The organism is Bacillus sp. FSL K6-1006 (genome assembly GCF_038593175.1).
GTDB classification, from domain to species: domain Bacteria; phylum Bacillota; class Bacilli; order Bacillales; family Bacillaceae; genus Bacillus; species Bacillus safensis.
Window position 1 is genome coordinate 77,332 of the sequence record NZ_CP151970.1, and the last position, 17,228, is coordinate 94,559.

16 protein-coding genes and 1 rRNA gene are annotated in these 17,228 nt (G+C 43.3%); all 17 read left to right on the forward strand.

Annotated elements, in window-relative coordinates:
* Positions 1 to 21 precede the first annotated feature (21 nt).
* The 17 genes from tilS (at position 22) to NSS65_RS00495 (ending at position 17,139) form a co-directional block, all read left to right on the forward strand.
* Complete coding sequence (gene tilS / locus NSS65_RS00415; protein WP_326135449.1) at positions 22 to 1,425, forward strand: tRNA lysidine(34) synthetase TilS; 1,404 nt, start codon at positions 22 to 24, stop codon at positions 1,423 to 1,425.
* A 15-nt stretch (positions 1,426 to 1,440) separates the two neighbouring features.
* On the forward strand, positions 1,441 to 1,980 hold the full coding sequence (hpt, locus tag NSS65_RS00420; protein WP_008357399.1) for a hypoxanthine phosphoribosyltransferase: 540 nt from the start codon (positions 1,441 to 1,443) through the stop codon (positions 1,978 to 1,980).
* Between the two features lie 95 nt (positions 1,981 to 2,075).
* Positions 2,076 to 3,977, forward strand: a complete 1,902-nt coding sequence (gene ftsH / locus NSS65_RS00425) for an ATP-dependent zinc metalloprotease FtsH (protein ID WP_034284252.1) — start codon at positions 2,076 to 2,078, stop codon at positions 3,975 to 3,977.
* 161 nt (positions 3,978 to 4,138) lie between these two features.
* The gene (locus NSS65_RS00430) at positions 4,139 to 4,915 is read left to right on the forward strand and encodes a type III pantothenate kinase (protein WP_024427185.1); all 777 of its coding nucleotides are present in this window, start codon (positions 4,139 to 4,141) and stop codon (positions 4,913 to 4,915) included.
* 14 nt (positions 4,916 to 4,929) lie between these two features.
* Positions 4,930 to 5,805: an Hsp33 family molecular chaperone HslO gene (hslO, locus tag NSS65_RS00435; RefSeq protein WP_061109549.1), complete on the forward strand. Its 876-nt coding sequence runs from the start codon at positions 4,930 to 4,932 to the stop codon at positions 5,803 to 5,805.
* Positions 5,806 to 5,851: 46 nt separating this feature from the next.
* Positions 5,852 to 6,760: a peptidyl-prolyl cis-trans isomerase gene (locus NSS65_RS00440; protein ID WP_326135450.1), complete on the forward strand. Its 909-nt coding sequence runs from the start codon at positions 5,852 to 5,854 to the stop codon at positions 6,758 to 6,760.
* Positions 6,761 to 6,837: 77 nt separating this feature from the next.
* The gene (cysK, locus tag NSS65_RS00445; protein WP_024425655.1) at positions 6,838 to 7,761 is read left to right on the forward strand and encodes a cysteine synthase A; all 924 of its coding nucleotides are present in this window, start codon (positions 6,838 to 6,840) and stop codon (positions 7,759 to 7,761) included.
* 124 nt (positions 7,762 to 7,885) lie between these two features.
* Positions 7,886 to 9,304, forward strand: a complete 1,419-nt coding sequence (locus NSS65_RS00450; protein ID WP_081123873.1) for an anthranilate synthase component I family protein — start codon at positions 7,886 to 7,888, stop codon at positions 9,302 to 9,304.
* A gap of 13 nt (positions 9,305 to 9,317) precedes the next feature.
* On the forward strand, positions 9,318 to 9,911 hold the full coding sequence (pabA, locus tag NSS65_RS00455) for an aminodeoxychorismate/anthranilate synthase component II (RefSeq protein WP_024425656.1): 594 nt from the start codon (positions 9,318 to 9,320) through the stop codon (positions 9,909 to 9,911).
* The gene (pabC, locus tag NSS65_RS00460) at positions 9,908 to 10,750 is read left to right on the forward strand and encodes an aminodeoxychorismate lyase (RefSeq protein ID WP_144496862.1); all 843 of its coding nucleotides are present in this window, start codon (positions 9,908 to 9,910) and stop codon (positions 10,748 to 10,750) included. The genes pabA and pabC overlap by 4 nt, the downstream gene beginning before the upstream one ends.
* A gap of 16 nt (positions 10,751 to 10,766) precedes the next feature.
* Positions 10,767 to 11,624: a dihydropteroate synthase gene (gene folP / locus NSS65_RS00465; protein ID WP_144496863.1), complete on the forward strand. Its 858-nt coding sequence runs from the start codon at positions 10,767 to 10,769 to the stop codon at positions 11,622 to 11,624.
* Positions 11,617 to 11,979 (forward strand): dihydroneopterin aldolase, encoded by a 363-nt coding sequence (folB, locus tag NSS65_RS00470; RefSeq protein ID WP_144496864.1) that lies wholly within the window; start codon positions 11,617 to 11,619, stop codon positions 11,977 to 11,979. The genes folP and folB overlap by 8 nt, the downstream gene beginning before the upstream one ends.
* Positions 11,976 to 12,479, forward strand: a complete 504-nt coding sequence (gene folK, locus NSS65_RS00475; RefSeq protein WP_024425660.1) for a 2-amino-4-hydroxy-6-hydroxymethyldihydropteridine diphosphokinase — start codon at positions 11,976 to 11,978, stop codon at positions 12,477 to 12,479. The genes folB and folK overlap by 4 nt, the downstream gene beginning before the upstream one ends.
* Positions 12,431 to 12,664, forward strand: a complete 234-nt coding sequence (locus tag NSS65_RS00480; protein WP_024425661.1) for a helix-turn-helix transcriptional regulator — start codon at positions 12,431 to 12,433, stop codon at positions 12,662 to 12,664. The genes folK and NSS65_RS00480 overlap by 49 nt, the downstream gene beginning before the upstream one ends.
* Entirely contained in the window at positions 12,657 to 13,658 is a 1,002-nt protein-coding gene (gene dusB, locus NSS65_RS00485) for a tRNA dihydrouridine synthase DusB (protein WP_024425662.1), read from the forward strand. Before NSS65_RS00480 ends, dusB begins: the two co-directional genes overlap by 8 nt.
* A gap of 90 nt (positions 13,659 to 13,748) precedes the next feature.
* Entirely contained in the window at positions 13,749 to 15,248 is a 1,500-nt protein-coding gene (gene lysS, locus NSS65_RS00490; protein ID WP_034284259.1) for a lysine--tRNA ligase, read from the forward strand.
* A gap of 342 nt (positions 15,249 to 15,590) precedes the next feature.
* A 16S ribosomal RNA gene (locus NSS65_RS00495) occupies positions 15,591 to 17,139 on the forward strand.
* The last annotated feature ends 89 nt before the right edge of the window (positions 17,140 to 17,228 follow it).

The window sequence follows — 17,228 nt, forward strand, 5'->3', positions numbered from 1 at the left end:
CTCTTTTGTGAGGAGGAAGTTGTGAGTAGAATTGAATCTTTTTTGAAAAAACATGATGTTTACCTTGAAAATACGACAGTCATTGTCGGGGTTTCCGGCGGACCGGATTCCATGCTCTTACTGCATGAACTTAACAAGCGCCGCAAAGGTTCCTATCAGCTGATTGCAGCCCATGTAGATCACATGTTCAGAGGAGAAGAGTCCTTCGCTGATTTGGCATTTGTTGAGGCTTACTGTAAGGAGCACGAGATCCCTTTTGAATCGTCCCGCATACAGGTCACCCAATATGCAAAAGAAAACCGCTTAAACAAACAGGCAGCTGCAAGGGAGTGCAGATATACTTTCTTTCGTCAATTGATGGAGAAATACAACGCTCAATTTATAGCGCTTGCACATCATGGAGACGACCAAGTAGAAACAATGATGATGAGACTTGTGAGAGGGACTGTTGGTATTGGACTCGCGGGTATCCAAGCAAAACGTCCTTTTCAAGGCGGATGGCTGATTCGTCCGCTCATTGGATACTCTAAAGACGACGTGCTAAAAGCTTGTGAAAAAGAACATGTCCCCTATGTCATTGATCAAAGCAATCATACGGATGACTACTTGAGAAACCGGGTAAGAAGACATATTCTTCCCGTATTAAAAGAAGAGGCACCTCATGTACATGAAAGCTTTCAGTTTGTAAGTGACATGCTGACTGAGGATGAGCAATACTTGCAGGCTTTAACAAAGGAACAAATGAACCAAGTGATAACGAGTCAATCGCCTAAGCAAATTGAGATCAAAACGAAGCCTTTGCTTGACCTGCCTTTGCCTTTACAAAGAAGAGGCATTCAACTAATATTAAACTATCTTTATGAAAACACTCAATCAGCGTTTTCAAACCAGCATATTCTAGGGACTTTAGACTGGTTATCTCATACAGATCAACCGTCTGGATCATTAGATTTGCCAAAAGGTTTACAAGCTGTCAAGTCTTATGATCACTGTATGTTTACCTTTGAACGATCGCATGTATTAGACCAGTCTTATGCTCTTCACTTAAAGGCTGAGCTCGGAGAAGAGCTTTTTCTCCCAAATGGACAGTCTATCGTCGTATCAAATCATGTTCCGAAGGATGCACGGAACGGAAACCATTTTTTCTTGCTTCAAAAAGATCATGTTCGTCTCCCTTTGATCATTCGCTCACGAAAAAATGGTGATCGAATCAAACTTAAAGGGATGAATGGATCAAAAAAGGTGAAGGATATATTTATTGATAAAAAAGTGCCTCTTGCAGAAAGAGACAGCTGGCCGATCGTCACTGACTCGGATCATCAAATCATCTGGATCCCAGGTCTGAAAAAATCCGTTTTTGAAGAAATTGATATGACAAACAGCGATCTCATTGTATTACAATATAGACAGCACGAAAATTTGTAGGGGGCAAGCAAAAGCATGAAACAAGATATTGAAAAGATTTTGATCTCAGAAGAAGAGATCCAGCAAAAAGTGAAGGAACTGGGTGCAACATTAACCAGCGATTATGATGGTAAATTTCCCCTGGCTATTGGTGTTTTGAAAGGGGCTCTTCCATTCATGGCAGACCTGATCAAACACATTGATACATATTTAGAACTTGATTTTATGGATGTATCTAGCTACGGAAAGTCTACCGTATCTTCTGGAGAAGTAAAGATCATTAAGGATCTAGATACTTCTGTTGAAGGAAGAGATATTTTGATTATGGAAGATATCATCGACAGTGGGTTAACTTTGAGCTATCTGGTAGAGCTTTTCCGATACCGTAAAGCAAATTCCATTAAAATTGTGACATTGCTTGATAAACCAAGCGGCCGCAAAGCAGACATCAAAGCAGATTATGTTGGATTTGAAGTGCCAGATGCATTTGTTGTCGGCTATGGATTGGATTTCGCTGAACGTTACCGAAACCTCCCGTATATTGGAGTGTTAAAACCATCTGTTTACGAAGGCTGATCAGCATACGTATACATGAGGTTATTGGTTGTGTTGGAATGATTTTCTATGATACTATTGAACATAGTTGTGCTTACTGTGGGAGGAGGTAAGGAATGAATCGGGTTTTTCGTAATACGATTTTTTATATACTTATTTTATTACTTGTGATAGGGGTCGTCAGTTGGTTAGGATCCCCAAATCAAAAGCCTGAGAACATGTCTTACAGCAAATTTTCGCAAAATCTAAGTGCGGGAAAAGTGGAGAGTATCTCCATTCAGCCTGTAAGAGGGGTTTATGAAATTCGTGGTCAATTAGATGGCGCGAAGAAAGATCAATACTTCATTACCCATGTTCCAGATGGTCAAGGTGTTGACCAAATTTACAGTGCACTGAAGAATACAGATGTAAAAGTAGAACCAGCACCTGAAACAAATGGATGGCTGCAAGTTCTGACAACCATCATTCCGTTTATCATCATCTTTATCCTGTTCTTCTTCTTATTGAACCAAGCTCAGGGCGGCGGAAGCCGAGTCATGAACTTTGGTAAGAGTAAGGCGAAGCTTTACACAGAAGAGAAGAAACGTGTGAAATTTAAAGATGTTGCCGGTGCAGATGAAGAGAAGCAAGAGCTTGTAGAAGTGGTTGAATTCCTGAAGGATCCACGTAAATTTGCGGAGCTTGGCGCAAGAATCCCTAAAGGGGTTTTACTAGTAGGACCTCCAGGTACAGGTAAAACATTGCTTGCGAGAGCATCTGCAGGAGAAGCAGGCGTTCCTTTCTTCAGCATCAGTGGTTCTGACTTCGTCGAGATGTTCGTCGGTGTCGGTGCATCACGTGTACGTGATTTATTCGAAAATGCGAAAAAGAATGCACCTTGCTTAATCTTTATTGATGAGATTGATGCAGTGGGTCGTCAGCGTGGAGCCGGTCTTGGCGGTGGTCATGATGAGCGTGAACAAACGCTTAACCAGCTTCTTGTTGAAATGGATGGTTTTAGTGCCAACGAAGGTATTATTATCATTGCTGCGACGAACCGTGCAGATATTCTAGACCCTGCATTGCTGCGTCCGGGACGTTTTGACCGTCAAATTACGGTTGACCGCCCAGATGTTATTGGCCGTGAAGAAGTACTGAAAGTTCATGCGAAAAACAAACCGCTTGACGAGTCAGTCAACTTAAAAGCCATTGCAAGCAGAACACCAGGGTTCTCTGGAGCAGATCTTGAGAACTTACTAAACGAAGCAGCACTTGTTGCTGCCCGTCAAAACAAAAAGAAAATCGATATGCGTGATATCGATGAAGCGACTGACCGTGTCATCGCTGGGCCGGCGAAGAAAAGCCGCGTCATTTCGAAGAAAGAACGTAATATCGTGGCTTACCATGAAGCAGGTCATACCGTCATTGGTCTTATCCTAGACGAAGCGGATATGGTGCATAAAGTAACGATCGTTCCTCGAGGTCAGGCAGGCGGATATGCGGTCATGCTTCCAAGGGAAGACCGTTATTTCCAAACGAAACCAGAGCTTCTTGATAAAATTGTCGGCTTGCTCGGCGGTCGTGTTGCAGAGGAAATTACGTTTGGCGAAGTAAGTACAGGCGCTCACAACGACTTCCAGCGTGCAACAGGCATTGCAAGAAGAATGGTTACAGAGTTCGGTATGTCTGATAAACTTGGTCCGCTTCAATTCGGTCAATCACAAGGAGGTCAAGTATTCCTTGGCCGTGATTTCAACAATGAGCCGAATTACAGTGAAGCGATCGCTTACGAAATTGACCAAGAAGTTCAGCGTTTCATTAAGGAGAGCTACGAACGTGCGAAGCAAATTCTCACTGAGAATAAAGATAAGCTAGAAATCATCGCACAGGCCCTTCTAGAAGTTGAAACATTAGATGCTGAGCAAATTAAATCTCTTTACGAAACTGGAAAGCTTCCAGAGCGTGTATACGCAGATGACGAAGAGAAAAACGATGATGTGAAAGTAAACATCAAGAAAAAAGAAGATGAGGAGATCTAATCTCCTTCTGTGAAAGCTGCCGGGATCACCGGCAGCTTTTTTATTTCGATTCATGAATGGATCGGTTTCGAATTGTTTACAAATGGAACTCAATTCGTGTATGGTATGATAGAAAGTCGAAAAATGCTCTTTTTGAGAAACTATTCAAAGTGGTGATGAAGTTGTTACTCGTGATAGATGTAGGAAACACAAATACCGTTTTAGGTGTTTATCATAATGGCGATCTAAACTACCATTGGCGAATTGAAACAAGCCGTCATAAAACAGAAGATGAATTTGGTATGTCCATAAGGGCTTTATTCGATTATGTGGGGCTGATGTTTGACCAAATAGAAGGGATTATCATCTCGTCTGTTGTCCCGCCTATGATGTTCGCACTTGAAAGAATGTGCGAAAAGTATTTTCACATAACACCCCAAATTGTAGGGCCTGGAATGAAGACTGGTTTAAACATTATGTGTGACAATCCAAAGGAAGTCGGGGCAGATCGAATTGTCAATGCAGTAGCAGCCATTCACCTATATGGGGCGCCTCTTATTGTGGTAGACTTTGGAACAGCAACAACCTACTGTTATATCAATGAACAAAAACAATACATGGGTGGAGCGATTGCACCGGGTATTACCATTTCAACTGAGGCTTTATATACAAGAGCGGCGAAGCTGCCGAGAATTGAAATTGTCCGTCCAGATCACATTGTTGGAAAAAACACCATCAGTGCGATGCAATCCGGCATCCTTTATGGATATGTTGGCCAAGTCGAGGGAATAGTGAAACGGATGAAGCAGCAAGCCAAACAAACACCGAAAGTCATTGCAACAGGCGGTTTGTCTACATTGATTGGAAATGAATCAGACTGTATTGATATTGTCGATCCGTTCCTCACATTAAAAGGACTGCAGCTCATTTATGAACGTAATCGTGTCGGTGTATTATAGGAGGTTTAAATCAAATGGATTACTTAGTTAAAGCGTTAGCATATGACGGAAAAGTCCGCGCATATGCTGCAAACACAACAGATACAATCAACGAAGCACAAAGAAGACATCATACGTGGCCGACCGCATCAGCAGCCATCGGCAGAACGATGACAGCAACAGTCATGATGGGTGCTATGCTGAAAGGTGAGAATAAGCTAACTGTCAAAATAGAAGGCGGTGGACCAATCGGCGCCATTATTGCTGATGGAAATGCAAAAGGCCAGGTACGAGGATATGTCTCAAACCCACAAGTTCACTTTGACTTAAATGAACATGGCAAGCTGGATGTGAGGCGTGCAGTCGGAACATCTGGAACGTTAAGTGTTGTCAAAGATATCGGGCTGAAGGACCACTTTACAGGACAAACGGAAATCGTCTCAGGTGAAATTGGAGATGACTTCACTTATTATCTTGTTTCTTCTGAGCAAGTGCCTTCTTCTGTAGGCGTAGGTGTCCTTGTCAATCCAGATAATTCGATCCTCGCAGCAGGCGGTTTCATCATTCAATTGCTGCCTGGTACAGACGATGCTGTCATTGAAAGACTAGAAAAGCGCCTGTCAACCATTGAACCAATCTCTAAACTCATTGAAAAAGGGATGACACCAGAACAAATATTAGAAGAAGTACTCGGTGAAAAGCCTCAAATTTTAGAAACTGTACCCGTCGAATTTTCTTGTAACTGCTCAAAAGAACGGTTTGCAAATGGCATTATCAGCCTAGGAAAAGCCGAAATTGATGATATGATTGAACAAGACGGACAAGCAGAAGCTCAATGCCATTTTTGTAACGAAACGTATGTATTTACAAAAGAAGAGCTGGAAGAGCTACGTGAAGAATTAACCCGCTAAGCTCTAAGCAGCGGGTTTTCTTTTTAGAATGGAAAGGAGCCGAAAGATGAGACTAAAAGCAAGAGTGGTATGGACATTTATCCTCGTGTTGCTCATGATTAATGCCGTTGTCATTGCATATGTATTAACAAAGTCACAAATGTCACAGGCCTCTTCTAACGGGAAGAGCGGTGAAGAAATTGCGTCGATTGGAAAAGAGAAGGTGACGCGTCAAGAATGGCTAAAGAAAATGGAAGACCGCTACGGAAAGGCGACACTTGAGCAAATGATCAATCAAAAGGTGGTCAATCAGCTTGCCAAGCAAAACAAGCTGGAGGTGTCTTCAAAAGAGATCAATCGTGAATTGCTTATGCTCAAAGCGGTGTCTAATAATTTCTATGAAGATGGACATACAAGTGAGAAGGAATGGAAAGAACAGATTCGTTATCAAATTTTATTAGAGCAGCTTTTAACAAGAGATGCCGTCGTTTCTGAAAAAGAAGCGAAATCGTTTTATGAAAAAAACAAGGACTTATATCAATATGATGATTCATACCGCATTCGCCATATCGTCGTGAAGACAAAGAGCGAGGCTAAAAATGTATTGAAAGATTTAAAAGGTGGATCTAGCTTCGAAGCCGTAGCAGCTGAACGTTCAATCGACCGTTACACCTCACCATACGGCGGAGATCTTGGATTTGTGACAGAAGAGCAGGAAAGTATCCCGGCCCTATACATACAAGAAGCTCAAAAGCTTCAGCCAGATGAATGGACGAAAGAACCGATTCAGACCAAAAACGGGTATGCCATTATTCAGTTAAAAGAAAAATTAAATGGCCGCTCTTTCTCCTACGAAGAAGTCAAAGATCAGATTAAAAGGCAGATCGCTATGGAAGATCTAGGTGAAAAGGCGAATGTCAAAACCCTGTGGAAAGAAGCAAAAGTCACATGGTTTTACGATGGAGAGCAGGACTAAAAGCATTGACAAAATTTTTTGAAATTGATAATTTAATATTAATACAATAAAATTACTCGGAGATAGAGGTGTTAGTGATGGCTCGTATTGCAAATTCAGTTTTTGAACTAATAGGAAATACACCAGTCGTTAAATTAAACCGTTTAGTAGATGAAGACAGTGCGGATGTCTACTTGAAACTTGAATATATGAACCCGGGCAGCAGTGTCAAAGATCGTATTGCTTTAGCGATGATCGAAGATGCTGAAGCAAAAGGAACATTAAAAGCCGGCGATACGCTTATTGAACCAACAAGCGGAAACACAGGAATCGGCCTTGCAATGGTAGCGGCTGCTAAAGGAATTAACGCGATTTTGGTTATGCCGGACACAATGAGTCAGGAGCGCCGCAACCTTTTACGCGCTTATGGTGCGGAGCTTGTCTTAACACCAGGTGCAGAAGGAATGAAAGGTGCCATCAAAAAAGCAGAAGAATTGGCAGAGGAGCATGGTTACTTCATGCCTCAGCAATTTAGCAACGAAGCCAATGCGGAGATTCACCGTCGTACAACTGGGAAAGAAATCCTTGAACAATTTGACGGCGAGCTTGATGCATTTATTGCAGGTGTTGGTACGGGCGGTACGATTACAGGTGCTGGTGAAGTCCTAAAAGAAGCCATCCCATCCATCCAGCTTTATGCAGTAGAGCCGACAGATTCCCCTGTATTGTCAGGCGGGAAGCCGGGTCCGCATAAAATTCAAGGAATTGGAGCAGGTTTTGTTCCTTCAATCTTGAACACAGAAATATATGACGGCATCATCCAAGTGAAAAACGAAGATGCATTTGAGCTTGCAAGAAAAGCAGCGAAAGAAGAAGGAATTCTTGGCGGTATTTCTTCAGGAGCAGCTATTTACGCAGCGCTTCAAACAGCGAAGAAGCTTGGTAAAGGGAAAAAGGTTCTCGCCATCATCCCAAGTAATGGAGAGCGTTACCTCAGTACACCTCTTTATCAATTCGATTAAACCAATCACCCCAGCATTTGCTGGGGTTTTTTCATGATTTCTGAAGATGGAAAGCAAATACTATTTTCTAAATAAATTGGATTGCATTACAATAAGATTAATGAAAATGAAAAAGGATGATAACATGACACAACGCAGGCCGATGGGCATCAAAATTCCTTTTACGAAAGATGCATTCTTGAAAAGATACGAACAATTAACTGCTCGTGAAACACATCATGTGCTTCTTGAAAGTGCACGCGGCGGTTCATATAGCATCGCTGGTATTCACCCGATCGCTAAAGCGAAGGGGAAAGATGGGATGACGACCATCCATTATCAAGATGAGGTGCTGTTCAAAGAAGGTGATCCATTCAGAGCATTTACAGATTGGTTTCAAACCCTTCAAACCGAAACGAACGATGAATACCCCGACTTTCAAGGCGGAGCGATTGGGTTTTTAAGCTACGATTATGCTAGATACATCGAGCATTTTAAGATGCTGGCAATTGATGATCTACAAACACCAGACCTTTATTTCCTCGTGTTTAATGATGTTGCAGTTTTTGATCATGAAGAAAACGCGCTGTGGCTGATTACGCACATAGAGGAAGCGGAATCAGGGAGTGAAGCGAACCAAAGGCTTGAAGAATGGAAGCAAAAATGGACAAGCTCTTCAGAAGAATCAGCACAATCACCTGTCAATGAATCTTCCACAGAATTTGTACCAGCAGCACCTTTCACTGAAGAAACCTTTGGGGAAGCAGTAGAGAAAATTAAGCAATATATCGCAAACGGTGATGTGTTCCAAGTGAACTTATCCATCAGACAAGATGAACAGCTTCACACTCACCCGTATAATTTATACAAAACGTTACGTCAAGTCAATCCATCTCCTTATATGTCTTACCTGCATACGCCTGACTTCCAGATTGTTTGTGGATCTCCAGAGCTGCTTATTAAGAAAAAAGGAACTCAGCTAGAAACAAGACCAATTGCCGGAACAAGATCACGAGGCAAAGACGACGCTGAGGATCAGGCGCTGGCAAAAGAGCTCATTGAAAATGAAAAAGAACGCGCAGAGCATGTGATGCTCGTTGATCTTGAGCGGAATGATCTTGGACGCGTATCCACTTATGGATCCGTAAAAGTGAACGAATTTATGGCGATTGAGAAATATTCGCACGTGATGCATATTGTATCCAATGTACAAGGAGAGCTGCGTGATGAATGTGACGCGGTAGATGTCATGAGAGCTGTATTCCCAGGTGGAACGATTACAGGTGCTCCAAAAGTGAGGACGATGGAAATCATAGAAGAACTTGAGCCAACAAGACGTGGGCTTTATACTGGATCTATAGGCTGGTTTGGATTCAATCAAGATATGCACTTTAATATCGTCATTCGTACTGCGTATTGTACAGAAGGAAAAGCCTTTATGCAGTCAGGTGCGGGGATCGTCATAGATTCTGTCCCTAAACACGAATATAAAGAATCGATTAAAAAAGCCTATGCAGTGAAAAAAGCATTACAGCTGAGCAAAGAAGAGACTATTTTGAGTTAGAGGTGAGCAGAGTATGATTTTAATGATTGATAATTATGATTCATTTACGTACAACCTGGTCCAGTATTTAGGTGAGCTTGGAGAAGAATTGATCGTGAAACGGAATGATCAAGTAACCATTCAAGAAATTGAAGAGCTCAAGCCGGATTTTCTCATGATTTCTCCAGGACCATGCAGTCCTGATGAAGCGGGAATTAGTATGGAGGCGATCAAGCACTTTGCAGGAAGCATTCCAATCTTCGGTGTGTGTCTAGGTCACCAATCCATCGCGCAAGTCTTTGGCGGGGATGTCGTTCGAGCAGAGCGCCTAATGCACGGTAAAACGTCAGAGATTAAACATGATGGAAAAGGTGTTTTCACAGGACTTCAAAATCCGCTCGTCGCAACGAGATATCATTCATTAATTGTCAAAAACGAGACGCTGCCAGAGTGCTTTGACGCAACAGCCAGCACAAAGGAAGGCGAGCTCATGGCGATTCGTCATAAAGAACTGCCGATTGAAAGTGTGCAATTCCATCCTGAATCGATTATGACGTCCTTCGGAAAAGAAATGCTGAAAAATTTCATTGAAACCTATCGTAAAAAGGGGCATGAAGTAAACGCATGATCATTTATCTGAACGGTCAGTATATAGAGGAGAAAGACGCGACTCTTTCTCCTTTTGATCATGGTTTTCTATATGGCATCGGTGTATTCGAAACATTTACCAGCCTGGCAGGACAAGTCTTCCTGTTAGATTGGCATCTTGAAAGGCTCAATCAATCATTACGTGACCTTTGCATCGAATCCACAATAGAGAAACCATTTGTACTCGACATCATTCATACTTTACTAAATAAAAACCAAATAGCCGGCGGCCATGCGAGAATTCGCTTGAATGTTTCTGCGGGCAGAGGCAATGGGTTTTCTGCAGACCCTTATGAAGAGCCTGTCGTTTTTGTCATGATCTCTCCATTCCGTCCAGAATCTATTTTGGATGAGAAAAAGGGATTCGTTCTTCAAACAAGAAGGAACACACCGGAAGGACCAAGGCGCCTCAAGTCTCATCACTATATGAACAACCTGCTCGCGAAAAGAGAAGTGGGGAACGACCCGGCGTTAGAAGGCATCTTTTTAACAAAAGAAGATGATGTGGCAGAAGGCATTACCTCGAATGTATTTTGGCGAAAAGATGATGTGGTCTATACACCGTCACTTGATACAGGCATTTTAAATGGGGTCACTCGTCGATACTGTATGGAAACGCTCCACGCGATGGGGGTCTCGCTAAAGGAAGGACGATACCCAGTCTCACATTTGCTCTCAGCTGATGAGGCATGGATGACCAATTCTGTTCAGGGAGTTGTACCTTTCGGGTGTATAGGAGACATCCACTTGCTCAAAAACAGCCGGACCATCTCAACAAAGTTAAGAATGCAATACACAAAAGAACGTCAAAGACCATAAAGAGTAGGTGGACACAATGACACAACAATTGATAAAACAGCCTAAAATCATTCAGGCCAAGCATCACACCCTTAGCTATGAAGAAAAGACATTGGTCATGGGCATTTTAAATGTCACGCCTGACTCTTTTTCAGATGGAGGAAAGTTTAATCAAGTAGATAAAGCGCTGGCTCATGCAGCGCAGCTGATAGAAGACGGGGCGCATATTATTGATATTGGCGGAGAATCGACTCGCCCGGGAGCGGCACTTGTCTCAGAACAAGAGGAGCTTTCAAGGGTTATTCCTGTCATTGAGAAAATCACAAAAGAATTAGATGTACCTATCTCTATTGATACGTATAAAGCCCGTGTTGCAGATGAAGCGGTAAAAGCTGGAGCCTCCATCATTAATGATGTATGGGGAGCGAAGGCAGATCCCCAAATGGCACATGTGGCGGCGAAGCACAATGTCCCAATCATTTTAATGCACAATCGGCCAGAACGAAACTACACACATCTGATTTCAGATATGATCGCCGATTTGAAAGAAAGTGTCCAAATTGCCCAGCAAGCGGGTGTCCGTGATGACATGATCATATTAGATCCAGGTGTAGGATTTGCGAAAAATAAAGAGGACAACCTGAAGGTCATGAATGAACTCGAACATTTTTGTCACCTTGGGTATCCACTGCTGCTGGCTACATCTCGAAAACGATTCATTGGTGCTGTCTTAGACCTGCCGCCTGAAGAACGTACTGAAGGAACAGGTGCGACGGTCTGCCTTGGGATTCAAAAGGGCAGTGCGATGGTCCGTGTACATGATGTAAAAGAAATAGCAAGAATGGCAAAAATGATGGATGCCATGCTGAATAAGGGAGGCGCTTATCATCGATAAAGTATATGTAAAAGGAATGGAATTTTACGGGTACCACGGTGTATTTGCAGAAGAAAATAAATTAGGGCAGCGATTCCGCGTGGACTTAACAGCTTCACTTGATTTAAGTAAAGCCGGACAAACTGATGACCTCAATGAGACCATCAACTATGCAGAGCTTTACCAAATCTGCAAAAGCATTGTAGAAGGCGAGCCGGTCAATCTTGTTGAAACACTGACAGAAAGAATTGCAAACCAAGTGTTAAAGGACTTTCCGACAGTTCAGGAATGTACAGTGAAGGTGATCAAACCAGATCCGCCAATTCCAGGACATTATCAGTCCGTTGCAATTGAAATGACGAGATCGCGCACATGAACAATACAGCATACATCGCATTAGGCTCAAACATAGGTAAAAAAGAAACCTATTTAAAAGAAGCCGTCAAAAAACTGCATGAACATCCAGAGGTTCAAGTGGAATTAATCTCATCGATATATGAAACAGCACCTGTAGGCTATGAAAACCAAGATGACTTTTTAAACATGGCCGTGAAAATTACCACTTCACTTCGTCCGGAGGAACTACTGTCTCTTACTCAGAAAATCGAGCAGGAGTTAGGCAGAACAAGAGAAGTGAGATGGGGACCGCGAACGGCTGACCTTGACATTTTACTTTATAATCGTGAAAATATTGAAACAGAACAACTTGTAGTGCCGCATCCGAGAATGTACGAACGTTTATTCGTTCTTGTCCCGATGAGTGAGATTTGCCCAGAAATCGGCGAAGTACAAATAAATGCCGTAACAGACCAAGAAGGTGTAAGCATATGGAAAAAGACATGTGGGGTAGAAGAATTCGTGCATACCGAAAGCTAAAAGGGTATACTCAGGAAGGGTTCGCGAAAAGACTAGGCATCTCTGTCTCTGTCTTAGGAGAAATTGAGCGAGGCAATCGATTACCAACAAACCAATTGGTTGGTCAAATAGCAGATGCTTTAAATATAACGGTGGAAGAACTTTCGCCAATTCTTGAAGAAGAAAGGAGGGGGAAAAATGTTTAAAATCGGGGATATCGAGATTAAAAACAAAGTAGTGCTCGCACCAATGGCTGGTGTGTGCAACTCTGCCTTCAGACTGACGGTGAAAGAGTTTGGAGCGGGCTTAGTCTGCGCTGAAATGGTCAGTGACAAAGCGATCCTGATCAACAATGCGAGAACAATGGGTATGCTATACATTGATGAACGGGAAAAGCCTTTGAGCCTTCAGATATTTGGAGGGGAAAAAGACACACTCGTCGAAGCGGCAAAGTTCGTAGACCAGAATACCACAGCTGATATTATTGATATCAACATGGGCTGTCCTGTACCAAAAATTACGAAATGTGATGCAGGAGCGAAATGGCTCCTTGATCCAAACAAGATTTATGAAATGGTCTCTGCTGTCGTAGAAGCTGTAGACAAACCAGTTACAGTGAAAATGAGAATGGGCTGGGACGAAGATCATATCTTTGCTATCGACAATGCCCGTGCTGTTGAACGAGCTGGTGGACAAGCGGTTGCGCTTCACGGACGGACACGCGTGCAAATGTACGAAGGAACAGCGAATTGGGATATTATAAAAGAGGTTAAACAATCTGTATCAATTCCTGTCATCGGCAATGGCGATGTCAAAACCCCTCAAGATGCAAAACGTATGCTTGATGAAACAGGTGTGGACGCTGTTATGATCGGAAGAGCCGCACTTGGAAACCCGTGGATGATTTATCGAACGGTTCATTATTTAGAAACGGGTGAACTGAAAGAAGAGCCAAACGTGCGTGAGAAAATGTCAGTGTGCAAACTTCACTTAGACAGACTCATTGACCTGAAAGGCGAGCATGTCGCTGTTAGAGAAATGAGAAAGCATGCAGCATGGTACTTAAAAGGGGTCCGCGGCAACGCTGACGTAAGAAACCAAATCAATCAAAGTGAAACGAGAGCGGAGCTTGTACAAGTTCTTGATGACTTTACGATCGAAGCCGAGGCAAAAGAGCTTCAAAGTATAAAAGTAGGATAAGACTATCTTTCTTTTTGTAGCTCACTGCTAGTGCATGTACTGGCAGTTTTTCTGCTTTTCTCTGCAAAATACATTATTGGAGTGATATAAATGAGTAATGAAGGGCTTAATAACGAAGAATTAAATGACCAATTCCAGGTCAGACGTGACAAAATGAATAAAATGAGAGAAGAGGGTATCGATCCATTCGGTGAACGATATGACCGTTCTCATCAATCTGCGCAAATTATCGCTGAATATGACGAGTTTTCTAAAGAAGACTTAGAAGGAAAAGCGGCTCAAGTAACAATCGCTGGTCGTATGATGACAAAGCGCGGAAAAGGAAAAGCTGGCTTTGCGCATATTCAAGACCTAGAAGGACAAATTCAAATCTATGTTCGTAAAGATAGTGTAGGGGAAGAAGCTTATGAATTATTCAAAAGCTCAGACCTAGGCGATATCATTGGTGTAACAGGAACTGTTTTTAAAACTAATGTAGGAGAACTTTCTATTAAAGCGACTAGCTTTGAGGTTCTGACAAAAGCACTTCGCCCGCTTCCTGATAAATATCATGGATTAAAAGATGTTGAACAACGCTATCGTCAGCGCTACCTGGACCTCATTGTAAATCCAGAAAGTAAGCAGACGTTTATTATGCGAAGCAAAATCATTCAATCCATGAGAAGATACTTAGATTCTAAAGGATACTTAGAAGTTGAAACACCAACAATGCACAGCATTCCTGGTGGTGCATCAGCGCGTCCTTTCATTACTCATCACAATGCACTTGATATGCCGCTTTATATGCGTATTGCGATCGAGCTGCACTTAAAACGCCTAATTGTCGGTGGTCTAGAGAAAGTATACGAGATTGGCCGCGTATTCCGTAATGAAGGGGTATCGACTCGTCATAACCCAGAATTCACTATGATTGAGCTGTATGAAGCATACGCAGACTACAAAGATATCATGAATCTGACTGAAAACTTAATTGCCCATATTGCCCAAGAGGTGCTGGGAACAACAACCATTCAATATGGAGAAGATGAAATTGATCTCAAACCTGAATGGAAGAGACTGCATATGGTTGAAGCGGTCAAAGAAGCAACAGGTGTAGACTTCTGGCAGGAGATGTCTGTAGAAGAAGCAAAACAGCATGCTGCTGATCATGGTGTTGAAATCACGAAAAATATGACAGTAGGTCATATTATCAATGAGTTCTTCGAGCAAAAAGTAGAAGAAACATTGGTTCAGCCTACATTCATTTATGGACATCCAGTGGAGATTTCTCCATTAGCTAAGAAAAATCCTGAAGACCCTCGCTTCACAGATCGCTTTGAGCTGTTTATCGTACGCCGTGAGCATGCAAATGCATTCACAGAGCTAAACGATCCAATTGATCAAAGAGAACGCTTTGAAGCTCAATTAAAAGAACGTGAAGAAGGAAATGACGAAGCACACCTAATGGATGACGATTTTGTTGAAGCATTAGAATACGGCATGCCTCCAACAGGTGGTTTAGGAATCGGGATCGACCGATTAATCATGCTTTTAACAAATTCTCCGTCAATTAGAGATGTACTGCTTTTCCCGCAAATGAGAAACCGCTAATACATCAATCAAAGCGCCATTTTATCTATGGCGCTTTTTATTTTTCATAAAATGAAACTTTTTTTAAAAAAACTATTGCAAGGAAAGAATCCAGATGGTATATTATTATTCGTTGCCGCAAAACAGCAACGAGGTTAAAAAAAGAAATTGAAAAAAGTTCTTGACTTTAACTGACGCAAAATGTTAAGATATTAAAGTCGCTTACGAGCGATAACGAAAATGATCTTTGAAAACTAAACAAGACAAAACGTACCTGTTAATTCGAGTTTTTATAAAAAAATCCTATGATACTTCATAGGTAGTCAGTCAAACTGGCGAAAAGCAAAACTTCGGTTTTGTACTTTTTCGGAGAGTTTGATCCTGGCTCAGGACGAACGCTGGCGGCGTGCCTAATACATGCAAGTCGAGCGGACAGAAGGGAGCTTGCTCCCGGATGTTAGCGGCGGACGGGTGAGTAACACGTGGGTAACCTGCCTGTAAGACTGGGATAACTCCGGGAAACCGGAGCTAATACCGGATAGTTCCTTGAACCGCATGGTTCAAGGATGAAAGACGGTTTCGGCTGTCACTTACAGATGGACCCGCGGCGCATTAGCTAGTTGGTGGGGTAATGGCTCACCAAGGCGACGATGCGTAGCCGACCTGAGAGGGTGATCGGCCACACTGGGACTGAGACACGGCCCAGACTCCTACGGGAGGCAGCAGTAGGGAATCTTCCGCAATGGACGAAAGTCTGACGGAGCAACGCCGCGTGAGTGATGAAGGTTTTCGGATCGTAAAGCTCTGTTGTTAGGGAAGAACAAGTGCGAGAGTAACTGCTCGCACCTTGACGGTACCTAACCAGAAAGCCACGGCTAACTACGTGCCAGCAGCCGCGGTAATACGTAGGTGGCAAGCGTTGTCCGGAATTATTGGGCGTAAAGGGCTCGCAGGCGGTTTCTTAAGTCTGATGTGAAAGCCCCCGGCTCAACCGGGGAGGGTCATTGGAAACTGGGAAACTTGAGTGCAGAAGAGGAGAGTGGAATTCCACGTGTAGCGGTGAAATGCGTAGAGATGTGGAGGAACACCAGTGGCGAAGGCGACTCTCTGGTCTGTAACTGACGCTGAGGAGCGAAAGCGTGGGGAGCGAACAGGATTAGATACCCTGGTAGTCCACGCCGTAAACGATGAGTGCTAAGTGTTAGGGGGTTTCCGCCCCTTAGTGCTGCAGCTAACGCATTAAGCACTCCGCCTGGGGAGTACGGTCGCAAGACTGAAACTCAAAGGAATTGACGGGGGCCCGCACAAGCGGTGGAGCATGTGGTTTAATTCGAAGCAACGCGAAGAACCTTACCAGGTCTTGACATCCTCTGACAACCCTAGAGATAGGGCTTTCCCTTCGGGGACAGAGTGACAGGTGGTGCATGGTTGTCGTCAGCTCGTGTCGTGAGATGTTGGGTTAAGTCCCGCAACGAGCGCAACCCTTGATCTTAGTTGCCAGCATTCAGTTGGGCACTCTAAGGTGACTGCCGGTGACAAACCGGAGGAAGGTGGGGATGACGTCAAATCATCATGCCCCTTATGACCTGGGCTACACACGTGCTACAATGGACAGAACAAAGGGCTGCAAGACCGCAAGGTTTAGCCAATCCCATAAATCTGTTCTCAGTTCGGATCGCAGTCTGCAACTCGACTGCGTGAAGCTGGAATCGCTAGTAATCGCGGATCAGCATGCCGCGGTGAATACGTTCCCGGGCCTTGTACACACCGCCCGTCACACCACGAGAGTTTGCAACACCCGAAGTCGGTGAGGTAACCTTTATGGAGCCAGCCGCCGAAGGTGGGGCAGATGATTGGGGTGAAGTCGTAACAAGGTAGCCGTATCGGAAGGTGCGGCTGGATCACCTCCTTTCTAAGGATATATGGAGCAGCGTATGTTTTCGTCTTGTTTAGTTTTGAAGGATCATTCCTTCAAAACATGTCTCTAGCGAGACAGGATTG